This is a genomic window from Bradyrhizobium sp. 26S5 (assembly GCF_036923295.1).
In the GTDB taxonomy this organism is placed as follows: Bacteria; Pseudomonadota; Alphaproteobacteria; order Rhizobiales; family Xanthobacteraceae; genus Bradyrhizobium; species Bradyrhizobium septentrionale.
The window spans coordinates 48,613-67,821 of record NZ_CP145950.1 but is presented as its reverse complement, the minus strand read 5'-3'; the positions used below and the strand labels follow the sequence as shown (position 1 = coordinate 67,821).

Sequence of the window (19,209 nt, the reverse complement as noted above, 5' to 3'; positions counted from 1 at the left end):
TAGCTTGTTATTTATAATTGGCGCAACAAATGCGAAAATTTAGAGGCCGGATTGCAGAAACTGGTGGATCGAGCATCGCGATCGATGGCGGCTTCAGTCGCATTGCGTGTGATCAGCCCCGATAAGCGCCCGGGAACACGATGTCCTGATCGACAAGGACGTTGAACTGATAACCGGGGCGAATCTCCAGCGTCGGCTGCACGTCGAGGTTCTTGTTGATGGTGCGCTCGGCGACGCGGCCGAAGGTTTCCGCAAAATTCCGCCTTGCGGCGTCCGACGCGGTCTGCTGCGTCGCGAGCGTCGAGCTTTGCGGGGCCGCCATATCCATGCCCGTGCCGATGATCGCGAGCAGGATCGCGGAGCCGAAGGTCTTGAAGTAGTGGTTGTCGACCTGGTCGGTGAAGCCGCCATAGCCTTCCGCGTCCGTTCCGGCCATGCCGCCGATCTGGAGCGTCGAACCGTTCGGGAAGATGATGTCGGTCCAGATGACGAGGACGCGGCTCTGGCCGAAGGAGATCTTGCTGTCGTAGCGGCCCATCAGTTTCGTGCCTTGCGGGATGAGCAGGCGGTAGCCAGTGGCGCTGTCGAAGACGTTCTGGCTGACCTGAGCGGTGATGCGGCCCGGCAGATCGGAATTGATGCCGGTGATCAGCGTCGCCGGGATGACGGAGCCGCGCTTCAGCTCATAGTAGGAGCGCGGGGGAACGACCTGGTTCGGCAGATAGCCGAGCTTGGCGAGGTCGGAGTTGAAAAAAGTCTCCTTCTTCGCTTGCCCGTTGGGATCGAGGTTCTGGCCGTTGAGCCCGGTCAGAAGCGCCAGGCTGTAGAGGTCGGTCGGCGAGGATGAGGCCGGTGTCATCGCACCCGGTTTCGCCGGCGACGTGGCCGCCGACGCAGCCTTAGGTGGTGTGGACACTAGCGCATCCATAGAACGATGGCTGCGAGAGTGACGACGGCCCGGTAGTTCCGGGCCGTTTTTTCGAAGCGGGTTGCGACGCGGCGGAACTGCTTGAGCTTTGAGAAGCAGCATTCGACGAGATGACGCTGGGCATAGAAATGCTTGTCGAGTGGATATTTGAGCGCGCGTGACGGGTTGTTGGGGATCACGGCGAGCGCGCCTTTGGCGGCGATGGCTTGGCGCAAGTGATCGGCGTCATAGGCCGTATCGGCCATGACGACCTCGGCGGATAAGCCTTCGATCAATGCGGCGGCTTGCGGTGCATCGCCCTTCTGACCTGCGGTAAGCGTGAACCGCACCGGACATCCCAAGCCTCGAACGGCCATATGTATCTTGGTGCTCAGGCCGCCGCGCGAGCGGCCGATCGCTTGATCTTCCGCTTGATCTTCAGACCCCCCTTTTTGGCGCCGGCGGCGTGCTGATGCGCCCGAACAATGGTGGAATCGACGATCAGATATTCGAAGTCCGGATCATCGGACATCGCCTCGAAGATCCGCCACCAAACACCCTTGATGCTCCATCGACTGAAGCGCCGGAACACGCTGTTCCAGTCCCCAAACACCTCCGGAAGATCGCGCCAGGGAGACCCCGTACGCACGATCCACAGCACACCTTCCACGAACATCCGGTTGTCGCGCCCGGTGGAGCCCTTCTGATCGGGGCGCCCTATGATCAGCGGCGCTATCCGCTCCCACGCCGCGTCGCTCAATACCAAACGGTCCATCACACCCAAGGCGGCCTCCCCAAAAGCAGCCTTGAATCTGATTTGCTCCTAAAAGGGAATCCTTAGAGTCCACACCACCTAATCTTCTGCGTGTCGATGGCGAGCGGCGAATCCAGCGCGATGTTGCTCGCCTGCAGACGCGCCATTCTCTGGCGCTGCCGCTCCCGGAGGAGCTGTTCCTGTCCTTCGCGGGCCAGACGCGCCCGCCAGGCTTCTTCGGATTCGAGTGCGCCGCCCCTCGGCTCGGCGACGGCAGGCTGTTGCGGGACGAAGGGATTTTGCGGGGCAGGTTTCGGCTCGGGCGTCGGCGCCGCGGGCGGAGGCTGTTGGCCGTCGCCGATGAGGCCGTCGGCAACGCCGCGCTTCATCTGATCGGCGAAGGTCGTGGCGGGCGCGCCGCCGATCGAACCCGTGTCGGACGTTGAGCGGAATACAAGTCCCCGCGAGGTCAGTCCGTAGAAGATCACCGCGAGGAACACGATGCCGAGCACGGCCGCGGCGATGATCGGCAGGCGGTTGAGACGGCGAATGTCCTTCGGCGCGCCCGTCCCGCCGGAGCCGCCGCCGAGCTGCAGAGATTGGGTCATGCCTCCCCTCCCCTCAGCTGCGCTTCATCACCGAGACCGGGCTTGCCGGCAGCGCGCTGGTCGCGGTCGTGGAATAGACGCGACCGATCTCGATCGATCCGGTCGAGAGGCGGGCGAGCATCTGTCCGTCCATGGAGGCGAGCACATAGGCGAGCCGGATGGCTTTAGGATCCTTGGTGTCCTGATCGGTCGTGACCGCGTAACCCCAGCCCCGCAGCGAAGTCTCAAGGGCCGAACCGAAGGCGGAGCCGTCGGGCTTCAGGACAATCGTCGCCTTTCCCTGGCCGATTTGTTCGGCAAGGCGTGGAACGAGATCACCGGCGACGGCCGAAGCAGCGGGGGCCAAGAGTTCGGCTGGGGCGGTGCTGGCAACGAGTCCGCCGGTTCCGAAAGTCGCGCATCCGGAAAGAAGGGCGGCCGTGAGGAAGAAGGCGGCCGCGCGTGCCGGGCGAAAGGTGGAGAAGAAAGGGCGGATCATGCCGTCACCCTCGCCTCTGGATCGTGATTTTTTCCTGGCTCCAGCCGACGCCGGAGACAAGGATGGCCCTGTCGACCGCATAGTCGACGATCATCATGTTGCTCTTCATCCGATAATTGACGATGCGGTTCTGCCCGCCCGAGACTACGAACAGGACCGGCGCGTCGCGCGAGGCGACCGACTCCGGGAACTGGATGTACGTCTTGGTGCCGTCGCTATAGACTTGAGTCGGCCGCCAGCCCGCGCTGCCCGAGACCGAATAGCTGAAGTTCAATTGCTCTGCCGGCACGCCGGCGCCGCCCGTCTCGATCCGGGCGTTCACATCCGCCAGGCGCGAGGACACGTCCTCGGGATAGTCGAAGCCGACCCGCGCCATGTACTGCGTGGCGTGGGACTTGAGCTGGATGTGATAGGTCCGTCGCGACGTCGTCACCACCATGGAGGTGACGAGGCCTGGCTCGGTCGGCTTGACGATGAGGTGGATCGCCTGGCCGCCCGTCGCGCCGGAGGTCGCGGGCTCGACCTTCCAGCGCACGGTGTCGCCGACGAGCACGTCGCGCACGACCTCCCCGCCCTCCAGTTCGAGGTCGCAGACCTGCAGCGGTGAGCAGACAACAGATGGCTGCACTTCGCCATAGAGGAAGATCACCTTGCCATCGGCGCCGCGCGTCACGAGCCCGGTTCGGCCGCGCCATTGGCCGGAGATATCCATCCCCTTCGCTTCCTTCCGGTTGAGGCTCTGGGCATCGGCGCTGTGGAGGCCGGTGATGGAAACGAGGGCGGTCGCGATCAGAAGGGCCGCCCGGAATGTTGGTCTTGTTGCAGTCATAGGTAAGGGCGCGCCTTTCAGATCTGAGCGGTCCAGTCAAAATCCTTGAGGTAGAGACCGATCGGGTTGAGCCGGATCACCGCCTCATCCTGCGGCGGGATCAGCACGACGCTGGCCACGCCCCGGAAGCGCCGGGTCGCCACTTCCTTGCCCTTGCGGTCGCGCTCATACTCGGTCCAGTCGATCTGGAAGGACTGCGGCGACAGTGGCACGACATTGTTGACCTCGATCGCGACCGTCGCGGTCTTGGCCTTGTCGAAGGGAGAGCTCGAGCGGAACCAGGCGTTGACCTTTTCGGTCGCGGGGTCCGTCGTGCGCAGCATGGCGTAGACGCGGTCGATATATTGCTTCTGCACCACCGTGTCCGGCGTCACCGATCGGAAGTTGGTGATGAAGCCGGCGAGCGTGGCGCGCACCACGCGCGGGTCGGCGTATTCGATCTGGGCCGGAAAGCCCGCACTTACGGACGAACCGAGCTTGTCGACCTCGACGATGTAGGGAACGAGCTTGACCTTCGTGCTCTGGTAGAGCGCATAGGCCGTACTCATGAGCGCGAGGCCGAGGCTCGCGATCCCGACAATGCGCCAGGCGCTGGCGGCCTTCACATAGGAGCCGTAGCGCTCGGTCCATTCCTGCCGCGCGGCGATATAGGGATTTTCGGGACTGTCGGGGGAGGCCAAAACGCGTTTCTTCCGTCATTTCTCGTGTTTTTGGGGCGGAGGGGGCGGCGATCCGCCGCCGCTCTTCTCAAGCTTGGCGTTGGCGAGCCCGAGCAGAGATCCGGCATAGGCGCCGGGCGCACCGATCGCCTTGTCGCGGGCGGCCGAGGCGAGCGCGCCTCCGGCCGAGGCCGCGCCACGCAGCCCGGCAAGGGCGGCGCCGCCGACCGATGAGCCGCTCGCGCGCGCCGCCGAGAAGGCCGCTGCGCCGGCGTTGGCCCCGCCCATCGCGAGGGCAGCGCCTCCGGCCGCGAAACTCGCAGCCTGCGCGCCGTGCCGGATCACTTCCATGCCGCTGCTGACCGAGGCGCCTTGAACCACGCCCTGGACGATGGACGGCACGTACATCGCGAGGATGAAGACGACGACCGCGATGCCGGCGATGGCGAGCGCGGTCTGGTACTGGTCGCCGACCGACGTATCCTGGGCGAGGCCGATCAGTACGTCGGAACCGATCTTGGCGATCATGACGAGCGACATGAGCTTCATGCCGACTGAGAAGGCGTAGACGAGGTAGCGGATCGCAAAGTCCTTGGTGAAGGACGATCCGCCGAGGCCGAGCATGATCATGCCGGCGAGAAGGCCGACATACATCTCGACGAGCACGGCAAGGAAGATCGCCGCGACGAGCGAAAAGGCGATGACGCTGACGATCATGGCGAGCGAGGCCGAGAGCGCCAGTGCGTTGTCCTGAAACACGCCGAAGGAAATCTTCTGCGACATGGCGGAGGCGACCGTCAGGCCGGCATTGAAGACGTTCGCCGGTGAAGCCGAGCCGCTGCCGCCGCCGATCTGGAACAGGCTGTCGACCACGGCTTTGGCGAAACTCGGCCCCTCCGCCAGGACGAAGGCGAAGAAGCCGATGAACATGATCCGGCGCACGAGCTCGGCGAACCAGGCTTCGATCGTCGCGGCCTGGATGGCGAGCCAGACCGCGGCGATGCCGACCTCGATGCCGGCGAGGATCCAGAACAGCGATTTTGCGGCGTTTGTGACGGTCGATTCCCACCCCTTCGCGGCCGTGACCACCTGGTTCTCGACCGTCGTCAGCACGCCCCCATCCGCGGCGGCGATTGCCGGACCGACGGTGCGAAGAAAGACGGCCGCTGTGACAACAATGGCAAGCACCGTCGAAGGACGGGTGAGAAAGGAGGCCGTCACCATCGCGGACGCATCTCCTGCCCGCCCGACATCGACGGCGCCGTCGATTTGAAGAACTCCTGCCGGCGCGCCTGGGAGAGATCCTTCTCGGCCTGCTCCGACTGATACCAGGTCGCCATCATCGTCATCTGTTGCGAGACTAGCCCGCGCAGCTTCTGCATCTGGGCGACCTGCTGTGTCGCGATCTGGTGGCCGACCTGCAGCGCCTTCATCTGGCCGTCGGCGCCTTCCGACATCGTGCGGAGCTGCGACATGGTCGCCTCCTCGCTCGAGAATTGATCGGCGGTGAGGCTGGCGGCGCGCAGCGTGCCGCCGATCGTGTCGCGGTTGGTCGAGGACCAGTTCTGATAGGTCTGCGAGAAGCTGGCGTTGTTCGGCAGACTGGTCTTGAAGTCGGCGTAGCTCTGGAAGCGTTGCTTCAACACATCGTCGATATTGCCCATCGAGAAGGCGATGCCCTGGCCCTGGCTGACGACGTTCCTGAGCTGGTTAAGATCGTTCTGGACCTGCCCCCAGACGTGGTTCGGCAACTGCGCGGTGTTCTGCAGCATGTTACTATAGATCTTCAACTGGTTCTGAATCTGCTCGGCGAGCTGCGTGATCTGCTTGATCTGGTTGTTCACCTGCTCGGCCGATTTGCCGACCAGCGAGACGAGTTCGCTGTTGTTGAGCATCTGCGTCCACTCGGTCGCGCCGCCACTGAGGGCGCCGCCGTCGGCGACGGCGGATCTCGCCATGAACGGCAGCGCCATGGCCGCGACTGCCGCGCCGCGCAAAAATTCCAATCTAGTCATGGGCGAGTAGCGTTTCGGCATGAGCGATCCCCCTGGTCTGGAGCCAGTACGCCGGCCAGGTGCGGCCGTGCGCTGTCTTGAGTTCCGTGATGCGTTTGAGATCGTCCCGGCCGGAGGCGCCGACGAAGGCGAGCGCGACCGGACCCAGCGCCATCTCGAACAGACGCCGGCCGGCGGGAGAGGTGACGTAATATTCGCGCTTCGGGATCGCGTTGGAGACGATCTCGACCTGGCGCTCGTTGAAGCCGAGGCGTTCATAGAACTCGCGCGTTCCCGGTTCGCGCGCCGCGCCGTTCGGCAGGCAGATCTTCGTCGGGCAGGATTCCTTCAGCACGTCGATGATGCCGGAACGCTCGGCGTCCGAGATCGACTGGGTGGCGAGCACCACGGCGCAATTGGCCTTGCGCAGCACCTTCAGCCATTCGCGAATTTTGTCGCGGAAGACGGGATGGCCCAGCATCAGCCAGGCCTCGTCGAGCAGGATCAGGCTCGGAGCGCCGGTCAGGCGCTTCTCGATCCTCCGGAACAGATACGTGAGCACGGGCACGAGGCTGCGCTCGCCCATGTTCATCAGCTCCTCGATCTCGAAAGTCTGGAAGCCGCCGAGGGTCAGCCCATCGCGCTCGGCGTCGAGCAGGTGCCCCATCGGGCCGTCGACCGTGTAGTGGTGCAACGCGTCCTTGATCTCGCGCATCTGCACGCCCGACACGAAATCGGCGAGCGAGCGTCCCGGTGCCGCCGCCATGAGGGTGACCTGGCGCGAGATGGCATTGCGATGATCCGGCGTGACGCTGACGCCCTGCAGCACCACGAGTGTCTCGATCCATTCCGACGCCCAGGCGCGGTCGGCGTCGGTCGCAAGTTCGGCGAGCGGGCAGAAGGCGAGCTGTAGCCCCTCCCCGGCCCCGCCGCCGATCTCATAGTGATCGCCGCCAGCCGCCAGCGTCAGCGGCATCAACGACCGGCCCTTGTCGAAGGCGAAGATCTGCGCGTCCCTGTAGCGGCGGAATTGCGCGGCGATCAGCGCCAGCAGGGTCGATTTGCCCGAGCCGGTCGGACCGAAGATCAGGCTGTGACCGACGTCGTCGGTGTGAAGGTTCAGCCGGAACGGCGTCGAGCCGGATGCGACCTGCATCAGCGGCGGGGAACTTTCCCGATAAAACGGGCATGGCGCGATCGGGCTTCCCGACCAGACAGAATTGAGCGGCAGAAGGTCGGCGAGGTTGCGGGTGTGGATCAGCGGCTCGCGGACGTTCGCATACCAGTTGCCGGGCAACGAGCCGAGAAAGGCCTCCGTGGCGTTCAGCGTCTCGATGCGGGCGCCAAAACCCTCGGCCTGGACGACACGGCGAATGCCCTCGCACTTCTCGCGTAGCCGTTCGGCATCGTGATCCTGCAGCACGATGACGGGCGTGTAGTAGCCGTAGGCGACGAGCTGCGAGGCGGCTTCCGCGATCGCGTCCTGCGTCTCGGCGACCATGGCCATGGCGTCCTGGTCGACCGAACGCGACTGGGTCTGGAACAGCTGGTCGAAGAAGGGCCGAACCTTCTGCTGCCATTTCTTCCGGGTTCGCTCGAGCCGTTCGCGCGCTTCGATCTCGTCGAGGAACATGAAGCGCGATGACCAGCGGTAGGTCAGCGGCATCTGGTCGAGGACATTGAGGATGCCGGGCCAGCTTTCCGCCGGCAGGCCGTCGATCGCCACCACGCCGACATAGCGGCCGTCGACCGTCGGCGTCAGCCCGTGCTGGTATTCGGCGGTGACGAGCCAATCGAGGTACATCGGGACCTCGGGCAGCCGAACCGGATGGTTTTCGCCAGTGATGCAGAAGCGCACGAACTGAAAGAGTTCGTCATAGCGTGCGCTGCGGGATCCACCGCGCTCCTCGACTGTGCGGGTCCGCATGCGCTGGATCGAGAGCAGGTTCGACAGATATTGCTCGATCTCGCGAACCGATGCCCTGAAATTGCCGAGCGCCGTGTCGGCAAAACTCGCCGAGCGGCTGTCCTTGTCGGAATAGACATATTTGGCGAGCCCCGACTTACGCCGCTCCGGCGGCCGCCAGCTCAGGATCAGGGCGTGGCGGCTTTCGTAATGTCCGCTCTCCCGTTCGAAATGCGCGCGCCGCTCCTCGTCGATCTCGCGCGTGACCGCGTCGGGAAAATGGCCGTCCTTGCGGGCGGGATAGTCCGTGGTCGGAATGCGCAGCGCCTCGACCTGGATCATCCAGCCCGAGCCGAGGCGGGCCAGGATGGCGTTGATCTGGCGGGAGACGTCGTTGCGCTCGGCGTCGGTCGAGCTCTCCGAGTCCGGCCCGGCGAAATACCAGCCGGCCATCAACGATCCGTCCTTAAGCAGGACGATGCCGTCGTCGACCAGTCCCGCGTAAGGCACGAGATCGGCGAAGGACGGACCGGAATGGCGGAAGGAATGCAGCGCAACCATGCCAGGTCCTCAGAAGCGCCGCCAGGGCGATGAGGTCGGGCGATAGAGCTGGCGGTAGCCGACATGACGCATGTAGACGCGCCGCATCGCCGGATCGGCCTTCGCCATCATCCGCAGCAGACCGACGGTGAAGGTCCAGATCGCGATGCCGAACAGCGCCGCGTACCAGGTGAGCACCACGAAGATCAGGATGACGGCCGCAAGCCCCGTGAGCAGCACGAGTTCGCGGTCGGCGCCCATCAGCAGGTTGGGGCGTGACAAAGCACGGTGGATGCGCGAGCGGGCGAGCGCGGAGCCGGCTTCAGCCATGAGCCCCCTCCCCTGCCCTGATGTCGGACGAAGCGGGGGGTGCCGTCACCGGTATGCCGATGGAGGCGCCGGTCGAGCCGAACAAGGCGACGATCTGGGTCGAACCAAGCAGGATGCCGGCGACAAGCACGATGTACATCAGCCGCCGCGCGAAATCGTTGAGCTCGCCGCCAAAGATCAGCATGCCGCCGGCCACCGCCACGGCCGCGAGCGCGATGAAGCCGGCGACCGGGCCGGTGATGGATTTCTGGATCTGCTCGAGCGGACTTTCCCACGGCAGGCTGCCGCCCGAGGAGGCAAGCGCGGGATGAGCGATCAGCAGGCCGAGCGCGAGCCCCAGCACGATGCGGGCGGCAAGGCGTTCAGACGACATCGGCTTCCTCCTTTGGGACATAGGATTCGGTCTGGTAGCGGCCGTTGACGAAGCCCTCGACGTGGAGGATATCGCGCAGGACGCGGCCCCTCGTGGTCCGCTCGATCGAGACGATGAGGTCGACGGCTTCGCCGATCACCTCACGCATCGGTTGCTGGCTCACCTCTGCGGTGAGCTGCTCGAGCCGCGCAGGGCCGACTCGGCGGTGTTAGCGTGGACAGTGGCGACGCCACCGGGATGCCCCGTGTTCCAGGCCTTCAGCAGCGTGAGTGCGGCGCCGTCGCGAACCTCGCCGACGATGATGCGGTCGGGCCGCAGGCGCATGGTGCTCTTGAGGAGCCGGGCCATGTCGACGGTGTCGCTGGTGTGCAACGCGACGATGTTGTCGGCCGGGCACTGGATCTCGGCGGTGTCCTCGAGGATCAGAATCCGGTCGTCGGGGGCCGCTTCGGATATCTCCGCGATGATGGCATTCGCCAGCGTCGTCTTGCCCGAGCCCGTGCCGCCAGAAATGACGATGTTGAGGCGGGAGGCGACGGCGTTACGAATGATGCCGGCCTGGCGCTCCGTCATCACCCGGCTCTTCACATAGTCGTCGAGCGGAATCAGCCGCGATGCGCGCCGGCGGATCGTGAAGGCCGGCGCCTTGACGATCGGGGGCAGCAACCCCTCGAACCTGTGGCCGCCAATCGGCAATTCGCCGGAGATGATCGGCTGCTCGTCATCGGCTTCGGAATTGAGTGCGTGCGCCACGCTCCCGATGACGATCTCGGCAGCAGCCGCTGTCATCTCTCCGGTCGCCGCTATGCCGTGGCCGAGCCGTTCGATGAACAATCGGCCGTCCGGGTTGAGCATGATCTCCACCACCGAAGCATCATCGAGGGCGACGCAGAGCTGGTCACCCAGGGCCTCCTGAAGCTTGCGGATCAGGCGCGGATGGGAACGCAATTGCGTCATCGCGACGGGCTCCCTTCAGGCCGCTTGCGGGAGCGATTGATCGAAGAGCAGTAGCAGGCTGGCCGCACACGCTCGAAGTTTGCCTGGTCTGTCGGCAGCAGGCCGACGACCGCTGTGGTATTGCCGATCGGCTTGGGTGCTCCGATTCGGGCCATCGGCCAGCCCACGCGGCGCAGGATCCGCTCGATGCGAACGTCGGTTTCCGTGTCCAGTTCGCGGTAGCCGTTCGCTAGCGACCATTCGATGATCGCGGCGAACATCGTCCAGGTGGCGTCATGGAGCGCCTTCCCTGCCCTCCCCGTCTCGATCGAAGTGTCGACGCAGAACCGCGAGCTTTCGATCATGGCGGCGTGGGGCTTGAACAGTCCCGACGCTATGAGTTCAGGAAGGGGCACCGACAGCACGTTCGGTCCGGTCGCCGGCAGCAATCGGGCGCAGCCCGTGACCTCGCTCCGATCGGATAAAGTCAGGATGTAGGTCGGCCGGCAATTGTCGATCTGGTAGGCTTCTCGGCCGTCCCGAACCTCGACCTCCCAGTTCATACGCTCGCGGAAGGCGCGGGCGCGAAATCTATGCATCGAATCGAGCAGGACGGCCGAGTTACTGTATGTTTTGGGTGGGACGGCGATTGCCCGCATGCGTATTGCTCCGAATCTCTCGAGTTCGGAGGCCTAAAGGCCATCATCGTCAGGGCGGCGCGACTAATGAAATTATGAGTGCGATTCGCGCCTGCGGGGGTGAGTCGGGGCAAAATGGCCCCGAAAACGGTCTCGCAACGCGGAAATTTGGGCTTTGAACCCTAATAAAAGTATGAGTGTCTCGGCTGGAGTTTATAAACGGCCGCGCGCCGGCATGGCATTGAATTCGTTTGATGATTCACGAGACTAGCCCAGCTGAGAGGCGCAACTCTGGCACGAGGGTTAACGCCTCGTTAACTTTAATTGGCTGGACGGAATCGCAAAATCATGTCCATCCTCAAATCGGGTTGATGGCGATTTGCGGGCTATAACCCGAAAAGAGGGTTCAAGTTCGAATGCAAAGGCAAAGTGCGATTGCTGCGAGTCCTGAAGCACCCGAAGACAAGATCATACGGCACGCCGCGTTGCTGTCGGGTCAGCTTCAGTCGATTCGCGAGAAAATGTACCCGCCCGAGGCGCAAAAGACCCTCCGGCGGTTTATGACGCATGAAGTCTCGAAGCTGATCTCGCTCTCCGAAGCGACGCTGCGTGCGTTGCTACGCACCCTGTCGTCGGAGGGCAAGGGGCCGCTGCCCACACGCCTCGACAACAATTATCGCGTTTACACGCTCGACCAGGTCAACGAACTCAGGCGTCTGCTTGCGGAGCAGAGACCGTTAGAAGCGCTCCGCTTTCTCCCCCATCGGCGTGATGGCGACCACCTGCAGATTATCGGCGTCGTCAACTTCAAAGGCGGCAGTGCGAAGACGACGACGGCTGCGCACCTCGCCCACTACCTAGCGCTGAATGGCTACCGCGTTCTGGCGATTGATCTCGATCCGCAAGCTTCGCTTTCGGCAATGTTCGGTGCGCAGCCGGAGGTTGACGTCGGCGAGAATGAGACGATTTACGCGACGCTACGCTATGGGCCGGAGCGCCGGCCGATGGCCGATATCGTGCGCAAGACCTACTTCCCCGGCATTGATCTTGTTCCGGGCAATATCGAAGTCATGGAATACGAGCACGAAACACCGCGTGTGCTCGCAACGAGGTCAGCACCAAAGGATGAAATCTTCTTCGAGCGGCTGCGTCTGGCGATCGCGGAGGTGGAAGACGCCTACGACGTCGTCGTGCTTGATACGCCGCCATCCCTAGGCTTCCTCACACTCGGCGCCATCTACGCCTCGACTGGCATGATCGTTACCGTTCATCCAGCCATGCTCGACGTCATGTCGATGAGCCAGTTCCTGTTGATGATGGAAGGCCTCATCGGGACTATTCGCGACGCCGGCGGACGGCTTCAGCAGGACTTTCTGCACTACCTCATCACTCGCCACGATCCGAACGACCAGGCGCAGGCGCAGGTCGTCTCATTGTTGCGGCATCTGTTTGCCGATGATGTCCTAGCGCCAACCGCGGTTGAAAGCACTGCAGTTGAGAGCGCAGGGCTCGCCAAGCGAACGCTGTACGAACTCGAGTCTGGCAATATCGGGCGCGATACGTTCCGGCGCGCCAAAGATTCCATGGACGCTGTGAACGATAGGATTCTCGATCTGATCAAGCAAAGTTGGGGACGGCCATGACTAAGAAGCCGGGAGGCAAGTCGATCATCGCTAGCTTCGGCGCGTTGTCCGCGAACGCGGCCGAAGAACGAGATTCGCCGCCCGCATCCGGACATGGCGAGCCACCACGTCCGCTCGGCAGGGTTGGTGCGGGTATCATCGGCGCGACCCAGCGCACGCTCCAGGAGATGCGCGAGGAGCGCGATCGCCTACAGGCGCTTGTTGCGAAGGGCGGCGACCAAAAGCTGGCGCCGGACACAATTGACCCCTCCCCGTTTATCGACCGTTTGCCCGACGACGGCGATGCGGATTTCAGAGCTTTCAAGACGTCCTTTAGCGAGCAAGGACAGAAAGTTCCAATCCTTGTCCGTAATCATCCGTCGAATCCCGGTCGCTACCAGGTCGTTTACGGACGCCGGCGTCTGCGGGCGGCCCGCGAGCTTGGGATGCCGATCCGCGCACTGGTGGCCGACCTGAGTGATCACGAATTGGCATTGGTCCAGGGCATTGAGAATTCGGAGCGCCAAGACCTCAGCTGGATTGAGCGCGCGTTATTTGCCGCTCAGATGGATGCGCAAGGGCTCAGGCCGCGGGACATCAAGGCTGCGGTCAAAGCTGATGATGCTGAAATGACGAAGTTTCGAACGGTCGTTCAGGTCGTTCCGGACGACGTGATCCGGTCGATCGGCCGGGCTCCGAAGACGGGTCGACCGCGATGGACCTTGCTGGCGTCGTTGGTCAAGAGCGATGCCGCAGCGGGGGATCGGATAAGAGAAACCTTGGCAGCTGCCAAGGTTTCGTCGTCCGATGAACGCTTTCAGAGCGCGCTCGCCGCGGCTTCAAGCAAGGTGGATGATGGGGAGGCAACCGCCGAGATCTCACTCCAAGCGACGAACGGTCCGTTGATTGGCAAGGCCACTTTCGGGCGCTCCGGCGTGAGGATTCAGGTGCAAAATGAGCAAGGAGCGGCGTTTGCGACCTTTCTTCGTCAGGAGTTACCAGAGCTCGTCGAACGATTCATCGCGCAAGCGCGGTGAATGAGGCCGGGGCCAAAACCTTGGCAGCTGCCAAGGTTTTGGCCTTGCAGGCGACAAGAAAGTCGCCCTTGCCACTGTGTGCAACGAAGGAAAGGACGTAACCGCAAAAGAAAAAGGCCCCCGAAACGAATTCCGGAAGCCCTTCTCGTCTACCTAGCAGTGTTGAGAATCGCACTTCCCCGAATCGCAGTCAAGAGTCCCGCGAGGGAATAAGCGCTGTTTCGGCGAGCAGATTTCTTTTGCCTAGCGATAGGTGAAGAAAAATGCAGACGCACATTACAACGACGCCCTTCGGGCGGCGGCCGATGACGCTCGGCCAAATCTCAAATCAGATGGCTGCACGGACTGCGAAGCCCGAAGCGATCGTGCACAAGTGGCAGGTCTTCCAGAACATCCGGGAGGCGAGGGAACTTCTCGGCGCGACGGATCGATCGCTCACGATTCTCAACGCGCTCCTGACCTTTCATCCGGAGACGGCGCTCACGGGGGATGCCGAGATCGTGGTTTGGCCCTCAAACGTTCAGCTCATGGCGCGGGCCAACGGCATGCCGGCGACGACGCTGCGGCGTCACATCGCTGTGCTGGTCGACTGCGGTTTAGTCGTCCGGCGCGACAGCCCGAACGGCAAGCGCTTCGCCCGGAAGGGCCGGGGCGGGGAGATCGAGCAGGCCTATGGCTTCGACCTCTCGCCGATCGTGGCTCGGGCTGAGGAGTTCAAGGACCTAGCGGAGGCTGTTGGGGCCGAGAAGAAGGCGTTCCGTGTTGCAAAGGAACGCCTCACACTGCTGCGCCGGGACATCGTCAAGCTGATTGAGGCCGGCATTGAGGAGGGGGTGCCAGGCAACTGGGGTAGGGTTCAGCAAAACTACCAGACGATTATCGGTCGGCTACCACGATCGGCGCCCAGGCAGCTTCTAGATGACGTCTGCATGGATTTGCATGCGCTCTATGCGGACATACGCGCGGAGCTGGAAACATTCACGAAATCACAGAATCCGGACGCCAATGAGTCCCATTCTGGTCGTCACATACAGAATTCAAATCCAGACCCTAATTTTGAATCTGAATATAGCCTTCCAAAACAGGTTGAAGCGAGCAGCACCGTCGAGGAAACCGACAACGTTCGGAGCTTGCCGAAACGTGAGCTGCCCTTGGGAATCGTGCTCGATGCCTGTCCGAATCTGCTGGAATTGGCACGAGGCGGCGAAATCCGCCACTGGCGTGACTTCCTGGCGGCGGCGGAGATTGCTCGGCCGCTACTGGGGATCAGTCCCAGCGCCTGGCGCGAAGCACGTGAGGCCATGGGTGAACAGCATGCGGCGATCACGCTGGCCGCGATCTACCAGCGGGCGGATCAGATCAACAGCGCCGGAGGGTATCTCCGCAGCCTGACCGACAGGGCGAGGGACGGTAAATTCTCGACCTGGCCGATGGTCATGGCGCTGCTGCGGGCGAAACTCGATGCGCAGAGGACCGCGGGGAATGCCGGCGGTCCTCGATCTGAACGTTCGGTTGGCACCGCGCCAAGCCTCCGCGTGTCGGAAGCGCTGCTGAAAAACCTGCAAAGGCCAAAATCGCGATGAGGGCCGAATTCATCTTCCACGGAAGCCGCGGCGCTACGCCATATCCGTTTCGGCGAAATCATTGCCCTTGTAGAGCAGGGGCAGGTGATAGGCCTTGGCGCCGGCATAGGCGAAGCAGTCGCCGAAATTCAGGTCCGCCTTGTGGCCGACCACCTTCCCGTAGCATTTGGCGGCATCCACAGCCTTTCGGCCGATATCGGCTGAAACCATGATCTCCTTGATGCCGAAATCCTCCAAGAACTTTGCGACAGCCGACTGTGAGGTTTCGATGAAGTGCACAGGCACTGGCTTACCCTTCATGCCATTCTCGTCCGCCTTCTTCCGGGCGAGGCTGATCACCGCCTCATAGACGGTCGGCGGCGACACGAGTAACTGGGACGAGGAGCTATCAAGCCGCGCCAGCAGATCCCCGGCGTCATTTTCTTCTCCCAGGATGGCCACGATCGCGGAGGCATCGATATACATCAGATGTCGCCCCACATGTCGTCGGTGAAGGTTTTCATGTCGAAGGAGCCGCCACCCGGCCCCATTGTCCTGGCGATGGCAATGCTCGCTGCCGCGCGCTCGCTTGCCGGCTGTTTCTCACGGACGCGCTGCAGCTCATGCTCGAGCGCGAGACGCACAGCCTCGGTCTTGGTCCTAGACTTTGTGGCCGCCTGCAGCTTCGCCGCAAGGGCGTCGACATCATCATCACGAATGAACAGAGGCATCAGATATCCCTTCCGAGATATCTGAATATCGCAAATTAAATATCTACGCTAGGAGATTGAGATATCTTGGCCTCAGTCGAGCCAGTTCTCAACGATCAGGCCGTCGACACGGCTGAACTCGTTGATATCGGCGGTCACCAGCGTCAAACGGTTTGGTCGCGCGCAACCTTTATAGTAAAGTAGCGCGCAACTGATGGAGATCTCATATGGCGCGGCCCAAGCATACCGATGACGGCCTGACCAAGTTTCAGCGCTACCGCCAACAGCAGCAGCATCGCGGCATGAAGCAGCTGCGCATCTGGGTGCCTGATCCCCACAAGCCGGAATTTGCCGCCGAAGCGAGGCGGCAGGGATTGCTGCTGCGCGGCCGGCCCGAGGAAGCTGAGGCGCTGGATTTCATTGCCGCCGCGACTGAATGGCCTGAATCGTGAGGAGAGGGGATCTCGTCACGGTTTCGGCACAGGGCGACTACGGGAAGCCCCGTCCGGCGGTCGTCATCCAGTCCGATGTGCTCAATGCGGCGGACAGCGTGCTCGTGGTCTTGCTCACCGGCACGATCGCCGATGCCCCGCTATATCGTCTCACCATCGAGCCGACGGCCTCGAACGGTCTCAAACTCGTCTCACAGGTCATGGTCGACAAGGTTCTGGCCTATCCGCGGGCCAAATGCGGCCCGGTGATAGGCCATCTGTCAGGCGCCGATATGCTGGCGCTGAACAACATGCTGTCCGTGATGATCGGGCTCGCCGACTGATTGGACAGCAATAAAGAGGGGAAGGCCCGATGAAGATCATCTTCGACTGGAAGACACTGAGCCTTGGCAAGCCGCCAATCCACGCTCCAAAAGAATCGGCGACTAACCGATCTCTCGAACTGTGTAGAGTCTGCACGTCGAGTTGATCCTGGCTTTTGAACGTCTGGCAGTTCCTTCGTGACAACGGGCTTTCGAACCGCGTGTTCAAATCCTACAACGACATCCTCGATCACTGTTGCTACGCGTGGAACAAACTTATCGACCAGCCGTGGCGCACCATGTTTATCGGAATGCGCGATTGGGCATATCGGTTCTAATCAGCGGAGAGCGGCCTCAGAGGCCTGCCGCCTTGGTCAGATTGACGCGGAACCGATCCCGGCGGCGCTGATAGCGCCGGGTCATCTCGGCGGAGGCGTGGCCGAGCTGCTTCTGGACATAGCGCTCGTCGACCTCGGCCGAGGAGGCGAGGCCGGCGCGCAGCGAATGTCCAGCGAACTTCGTCTCTCGTTCGCCTTCGGGCAGGTCGGCGCGCACCCCGGCGGCGAGCGCCGCGCGTTTGACCAGTCGGGCGACCTGCTGGTCGGTCAGGCGATCGGGCCCGACGTCCTTGCCTTGCCCGCGCACCCGCCGAAACAGCGGGCCGTGGCCGATCCGGGCCAGTTTCAGCCAGATCTGTAGCGCGACGACTGGGCAGGTCGAGTCCGACGAGCCGCGGCCGATCTCGATCTCGCGCCAGCCGGTCTTGCCGCGCAGGGTGACAATCAGGCCTTGGTCGAGGATTTCGACCCAGCCACGGCCGTCCTCGGTGTCGTCGCGGTGGAGGTCGAGGCCGACGATTTCCGAGCGCCGCAGGCCGCCGGCGAAGCCCAGCAGCAGCATGGCGCGGTCCCGCAGGCCGCGGAGCGTGCCCCGATTGAGCGTCTCCAGCATGGCGATGACGTCCTCCGGCAAAACGGCTTCCTTCTGTCGGGGCGGGGCGGCGTGGATGTTGCGAATGCCGGCCAGGACGGTGGCGATGTGACGGTCCTTGCGGTCGAGCGGCGTGCCGCGCTGCGCGTAGGTCCAGGTCAGGGCCGAGAGGCGGCGCTCGATCGTGGACACCGAATTCGGCTTGCGGTCGGCGGTCGCGGCGCCGGAGGCGCAGGCGGTGATGTAGAGCCCGACCGTCTGCGGGGCGGGCGGAAAGACCTCGAGGCCCTGGCGCCGGCACCAGCCGGAAAAGTGCGTCCAGTCGGCGGCATAGGCCCGGCGGGTGTTGGCCGAGCTCGCCGCCTCGACATAGTCGCGGGCCCGGTCGGCGAGCCGTTCGAGATGCGCCGGCACGCCGGATTCCGCAGCCGGGAGCGGGGAGGGGAGGCCGCCGCGCGGCTCGGCCGACACCTCCGCGGTCGACAGATCGGCTTCCGCCCGCGGGCTCTCAGGCGGTGCGGCGCTCTGCGGAGCGCGATGTTCCGGGTTCTGGGCGCTGAAAACGGGCATGCCCTCTATAAAGAGCAAAACGACCGATAAGGCAACATTATCGGTCGTTGTTATCCACTGACAGGCCCGGCGGTTTCATGTAAAATGGATAGCAAAAAGCGCCGCGCAGGCTTACCCTTTCGCATGCTCGCGCGTCGCCGAATCGTCCCCGACCCGCCGCCGACCTTCGCCCCCGCGCCGGCCTGGTTGCGTCGTCGCGCACCGCCCGACTTCGTCACGGAAGCGGTGTTTTATGCCGGCGCGGCGCTGGCGGCGCTGCATCCGATCGCCCGTGACGAGCACCCGCTCGGCAGTCTTTGGCGCCAACGTCTCGCGCTCACTTGCGCGGCCGCGCTCGCGCGTCAGGGCGGGCGGACGGAGGACGAGGCGGCGCTGCGCGACCACTGGTACTTGCGCCGCGACGCCGACGACCCCGGACCGGGCGGGCGTATTCTCGCCGCCTGGCGCAAGCTCGGCGAACGCGCCTCCTCCAGCGACGTGGAGGGATGGATCTTTGCCCTTGCGACCGCGCTCGGCCATCCGCTCGGCTCGCTGCCGAGCGAGATCGTCGAACTTGCAAGCCGGCACACGCAGCGGCAGCACGCCATGCCGGTGCTGGCCGCCGCGGAGATCATCGCCGCGAGTGGCCGCGTCCTGCCGAACGAAGAATTGGTGCCGCTGTGGCTGGCCGACGCCGTCCTCGCCCACCAGCTGCGCTGGCCGGCACCGGTGCCGCTGCTCGCGGTGCATCTATCGCGCGGTGCGCTGCGCAAGGCGCAGCAGCACCTCGAAGGGGAGACTGTCTTCATGAACGCACTCTGTGCGGCCTACGCGACGGCGGCCGTGGCAGCGATCGACCTCTACAGTGATCTCGCACGGCGGGCGACACGCCTGCTCGCGGTCGCGCCGAAGTTGCGTGGCAAGGATGCCGACATCATGGTCGGGATCCTGATGGTGGAAGACGCCCAGTCCGCCGGCCCCGGCAAGACGGCGAGCGACCGCAGCACGCGGCGGCTGTTCGAGCGGCTGGTGTCGCTCGGCGCGGTGCGCGAGCTCACGGGACGGCCGACCTTCCGATTGTACGGGCTCTGAG

The 19,209-nt window shown here is 63.7% G+C and carries 20 protein-coding genes and 3 pseudogenes; 7 read left to right on the top strand and 16 right to left on the bottom strand.

What is annotated here, in order from left to right; all coding sequences use genetic code 11:
• Nucleotides 1-112: 112 nt before the first annotated feature.
• From trbI to V5279_RS46670, 13 genes and pseudogenes are all read right to left on the bottom strand, one after another.
• Nucleotides 113-886: pseudogene (gene trbI / locus V5279_RS46730) on the bottom strand (IncP-type conjugal transfer protein TrbI); the annotation flags it as partial.
• Nucleotides 887-915: 29 nt separating this feature from the next.
• Nucleotides 916-1,691, bottom strand: a protein-coding gene (locus V5279_RS46725) for an IS5 family transposase (RefSeq protein WP_414646008.1) whose coding sequence is annotated in 2 segments (ribosomal slippage) — nt 916-1,362 and nt 1,365-1,691 — 774 coding nt in all. Because the reading frame shifts where the segments join, the coding sequence is not laid out codon by codon here.
• 53 nt (nt 1,692-1,744) lie between these two features.
• Complete coding sequence (locus V5279_RS46720) at nt 1,745-2,269, bottom strand: hypothetical protein (RefSeq protein ID WP_338702334.1); 525 nt, start codon at nt 2,267-2,269, stop codon at nt 1,745-1,747.
• A 13-nt stretch (nt 2,270-2,282) separates the two neighbouring features.
• Complete coding sequence (gene trbH / locus V5279_RS46715) at nt 2,283-2,747, bottom strand: conjugal transfer protein TrbH (protein WP_166107236.1); 465 nt, start codon at nt 2,745-2,747, stop codon at nt 2,283-2,285.
• Nucleotides 2,748-2,751: 4 nt separating this feature from the next.
• Nucleotides 2,752-3,576 (bottom strand): P-type conjugative transfer protein TrbG, encoded by an 825-nt coding sequence (trbG, locus tag V5279_RS46710; RefSeq protein ID WP_166107238.1) that lies wholly within the window; start codon nt 3,574-3,576, stop codon nt 2,752-2,754.
• 17 nt (nt 3,577-3,593) lie between these two features.
• Nucleotides 3,594-4,256 carry a conjugal transfer protein TrbF gene (gene trbF / locus V5279_RS46705; protein WP_176540780.1) on the bottom strand — a complete coding sequence of 221 codons (663 nt, stop codon included), beginning with the start codon at nt 4,254-4,256 and terminating at the stop codon, nt 3,594-3,596.
• 15 nt (nt 4,257-4,271) lie between these two features.
• Entirely contained in the window at nt 4,272-5,459 is a 1,188-nt protein-coding gene (gene trbL / locus V5279_RS46700) for a P-type conjugative transfer protein TrbL (protein WP_224925056.1), read from the bottom strand.
• Nucleotides 5,453-6,271 carry a P-type conjugative transfer protein TrbJ gene (gene trbJ, locus V5279_RS46695; RefSeq protein ID WP_166107246.1) on the bottom strand — a complete coding sequence of 273 codons (819 nt, stop codon included), beginning with the start codon at nt 6,269-6,271 and terminating at the stop codon, nt 5,453-5,455. Before trbJ ends, trbL begins: the two co-directional genes overlap by 7 nt.
• A complete protein-coding gene (locus V5279_RS46690) occupies nt 6,243-8,696 on the bottom strand; it encodes a conjugal transfer protein TrbE (protein ID WP_338702325.1) in 2,454 nt (817 codons plus the stop codon). The genes trbJ and V5279_RS46690 overlap by 29 nt, the downstream gene beginning before the upstream one ends.
• Nucleotides 8,697-8,705: 9 nt before the next feature.
• On the bottom strand, nt 8,706-9,005 hold the full coding sequence (locus V5279_RS46685; protein WP_166107251.1) for a conjugal transfer protein TrbD: 300 nt from the start codon (nt 9,003-9,005) through the stop codon (nt 8,706-8,708).
• A complete protein-coding gene (locus V5279_RS46680) occupies nt 8,998-9,378 on the bottom strand; it encodes a TrbC/VirB2 family protein (RefSeq protein WP_224581100.1) in 381 nt (126 codons plus the stop codon). The genes V5279_RS46685 and V5279_RS46680 overlap by 8 nt, the downstream gene beginning before the upstream one ends.
• A pseudogene (gene trbB, locus V5279_RS46675) lies at nt 9,368-10,335 on the bottom strand (P-type conjugative transfer ATPase TrbB). The gene V5279_RS46680 and the pseudogene trbB overlap by 11 nt, the downstream one beginning before the upstream one ends.
• A complete protein-coding gene (locus tag V5279_RS46670) occupies nt 10,332-10,973 on the bottom strand; it encodes an acyl-homoserine-lactone synthase (protein WP_224925057.1) in 642 nt (213 codons plus the stop codon). Before V5279_RS46670 ends, trbB begins: the two are co-directional and overlap by 4 nt.
• 395 nt (nt 10,974-11,368) lie before the next feature.
• Here V5279_RS46670 and repA point away from each other — a divergent pair, with 395 nt between their 5' ends.
• From repA to repC, 3 genes are all read left to right on the top strand, one after another.
• The gene (repA, locus tag V5279_RS46665; protein WP_224925058.1) at nt 11,369-12,595 is read left to right on the top strand and encodes a plasmid partitioning protein RepA; all 1,227 of its coding nucleotides are present in this window, start codon (nt 11,369-11,371) and stop codon (nt 12,593-12,595) included.
• Nucleotides 12,592-13,611: a plasmid partitioning protein RepB gene (gene repB / locus V5279_RS46660; RefSeq protein WP_338702312.1), complete on the top strand. Its 1,020-nt coding sequence runs from the start codon at nt 12,592-12,594 to the stop codon at nt 13,609-13,611. Before repA ends, repB begins: the two co-directional genes overlap by 4 nt.
• Before the next feature lie 263 nt (nt 13,612-13,874).
• Nucleotides 13,875-15,194, top strand: coding sequence for a plasmid replication protein RepC (gene repC / locus V5279_RS46655; protein WP_338702310.1), 1,320 nt, complete (start codon nt 13,875-13,877; stop codon nt 15,192-15,194).
• A gap of 33 nt (nt 15,195-15,227) precedes the next feature.
• Here repC and V5279_RS46650 read toward each other — a convergent pair whose 3' ends face one another.
• Nucleotides 15,228-15,659 (bottom strand): type II toxin-antitoxin system VapC family toxin, encoded by a 432-nt coding sequence (locus V5279_RS46650; protein ID WP_338702307.1) that lies wholly within the window; start codon nt 15,657-15,659, stop codon nt 15,228-15,230.
• Entirely contained in the window at nt 15,659-15,904 is a 246-nt protein-coding gene (locus V5279_RS46645) for a type II toxin-antitoxin system VapB family antitoxin (RefSeq protein ID WP_176540770.1), read from the bottom strand. Before V5279_RS46645 ends, V5279_RS46650 begins: the two co-directional genes overlap by 1 nt.
• 206 nt (nt 15,905-16,110) lie before the next feature.
• On the opposite strand from V5279_RS46645, the gene V5279_RS46640 reads away from it, so the two are divergent.
• The 3 genes and pseudogenes from V5279_RS46640 to V5279_RS46630 all read left to right on the top strand — a co-directional run.
• On the top strand, nt 16,111-16,335 hold the full coding sequence (locus tag V5279_RS46640; protein ID WP_028152591.1) for an antitoxin MazE-like protein: 225 nt from the start codon (nt 16,111-16,113) through the stop codon (nt 16,333-16,335).
• Nucleotides 16,332-16,658: a type II toxin-antitoxin system PemK/MazF family toxin gene (locus tag V5279_RS46635; protein WP_130230294.1), complete on the top strand. Its 327-nt coding sequence runs from the start codon at nt 16,332-16,334 to the stop codon at nt 16,656-16,658. The genes V5279_RS46640 and V5279_RS46635 overlap by 4 nt, the downstream gene beginning before the upstream one ends.
• Nucleotides 16,659-16,816: 158 nt before the next feature.
• Nucleotides 16,817-16,975, top strand: a pseudogene (locus V5279_RS46630) (IS630 family transposase); the annotation flags it as partial.
• A gap of 16 nt (nt 16,976-16,991) precedes the next feature.
• Here V5279_RS46630 and V5279_RS46625 read toward each other — a convergent pair.
• Nucleotides 16,992-18,137, bottom strand: coding sequence for a tyrosine-type recombinase/integrase (locus V5279_RS46625; RefSeq protein WP_176535488.1), 1,146 nt, complete (start codon nt 18,135-18,137; stop codon nt 16,992-16,994).
• A gap of 84 nt (nt 18,138-18,221) precedes the next feature.
• On the opposite strand from V5279_RS46625, the gene V5279_RS46620 reads away from it, so the two are divergent.
• Nucleotides 18,222-19,208, top strand: coding sequence for a DUF1403 family protein (locus tag V5279_RS46620; protein ID WP_224497275.1), 987 nt, complete (start codon nt 18,222-18,224; stop codon nt 19,206-19,208).
• The last annotated feature ends 1 nt before the right edge of the window (nt 19,209 follow it).

What these genes read in the sequence shown, in the direction of transcription:
- trbJ (WP_166107246.1), bottom strand. Translation starts at nt 6,271, where the DNA reads ATGCCGAAACGCTACTCGCCCATGACTAGATTGGAATTTTTGCGCGGC.
- trbH (WP_166107236.1), bottom strand. Translation starts at nt 2,747, where the DNA reads ATGATCCGCCCTTTCTTCTCCACCTTTCGCCCGGCACGCGCGGCCGCC.
- repC (WP_338702310.1), top strand. Translation starts at nt 13,875, where the DNA reads ATGCAGACGCACATTACAACGACGCCCTTCGGGCGGCGGCCGATGACG.
- V5279_RS46640 (WP_028152591.1), top strand. Translation starts at nt 16,111, where the DNA reads ATGGCGCGGCCCAAGCATACCGATGACGGCCTGACCAAGTTTCAGCGC.
- trbL (WP_224925056.1), bottom strand. Translation starts at nt 5,459, where the DNA reads ATGGTGACGGCCTCCTTTCTCACCCGTCCTTCGACGGTGCTTGCCATT.
- V5279_RS46625 (WP_176535488.1), bottom strand. Translation starts at nt 18,137, where the DNA reads ATGCCCGTTTTCAGCGCCCAGAACCCGGAACATCGCGCTCCGCAGAGC.
- V5279_RS46645 (WP_176540770.1), bottom strand. Translation starts at nt 15,904, where the DNA reads ATGCCTCTGTTCATTCGTGATGATGATGTCGACGCCCTTGCGGCGAAG.
- V5279_RS46720 (WP_338702334.1), bottom strand. Translation starts at nt 2,269, where the DNA reads ATGACCCAATCTCTGCAGCTCGGCGGCGGCTCCGGCGGGACGGGCGCG.
- V5279_RS46690 (WP_338702325.1), bottom strand. Translation starts at nt 8,696, where the DNA reads ATGGTTGCGCTGCATTCCTTCCGCCATTCCGGTCCGTCCTTCGCCGAT.
- repA (WP_224925058.1), top strand. Translation starts at nt 11,369, where the DNA reads ATGCAAAGGCAAAGTGCGATTGCTGCGAGTCCTGAAGCACCCGAAGAC.
- V5279_RS46685 (WP_166107251.1), bottom strand. Translation starts at nt 9,005, where the DNA reads ATGGCTGAAGCCGGCTCCGCGCTCGCCCGCTCGCGCATCCACCGTGCT.
- V5279_RS46650 (WP_338702307.1), bottom strand. Translation starts at nt 15,659, where the DNA reads ATGTATATCGATGCCTCCGCGATCGTGGCCATCCTGGGAGAAGAAAAT.
- trbG (WP_166107238.1), bottom strand. Translation starts at nt 3,576, where the DNA reads ATGACTGCAACAAGACCAACATTCCGGGCGGCCCTTCTGATCGCGACC.
- V5279_RS46670 (WP_224925057.1), bottom strand. Translation starts at nt 10,973, where the DNA reads ATGCGGGCAATCGCCGTCCCACCCAAAACATACAGTAACTCGGCCGTC.
- V5279_RS46680 (WP_224581100.1), bottom strand. Translation starts at nt 9,378, where the DNA reads ATGTCGTCTGAACGCCTTGCCGCCCGCATCGTGCTGGGGCTCGCGCTC.
- V5279_RS46620 (WP_224497275.1), top strand. Translation starts at nt 18,222, where the DNA reads ATGGATAGCAAAAAGCGCCGCGCAGGCTTACCCTTTCGCATGCTCGCG.
- repB (WP_338702312.1), top strand. Translation starts at nt 12,592, where the DNA reads ATGACTAAGAAGCCGGGAGGCAAGTCGATCATCGCTAGCTTCGGCGCG.